The 383-nt window shown below is 50.4% G+C and carries 1 pseudogene; it reads right to left on the bottom strand.

From position 1 onward, the window contains the following. A pseudogene (locus EAD89_RS00010) lies at positions 1 to 383 on the bottom strand (hypothetical protein); the annotation flags it as partial.

Below are 383 nucleotides of genomic sequence, written 5' to 3'. Positions count from 1 at the left end.
GATGTAGCCTGCGGCATTACAACCGTGGCGATTTTGAACCAGCCTGATTCGCCAAGTGTAATGGTGGTTGACGTTACCGCACCGATGGTTCTCGCAAATTGTTTTTTGTCAGGAATATCGCCGCCGTTCTGCGATTTTTGCAGGGCCCCTGCAGCGAGATTTATCGTTTCTCCTAAACCGACGTTCTGGAGAAACAGCGGCTTATTCGGGATGTCCGCGCCATTCTGATTTTTTTCAAGACGGGTTTTAACCTGTTCATCGATCAGCCTGCCAATGGCGGCGTGAAGCTGCGTATGTTCGCCTTTACTGAGTGGTATGCCGGCGGCTTCAATAACAGTACAGACCTCTTCCTGGACTGCATCCCACATATCACTGTTGAGATC

The organism is Micromonospora sp. BL4 (genome assembly GCF_003667505.1).
Lineage (GTDB): Bacteria > Actinomycetota > Actinomycetes > Mycobacteriales > Micromonosporaceae > Micromonospora.
Note: the sequence above shows the minus strand (reverse complement) of the source record. Positions and strands in the feature narration are given on the sequence as shown.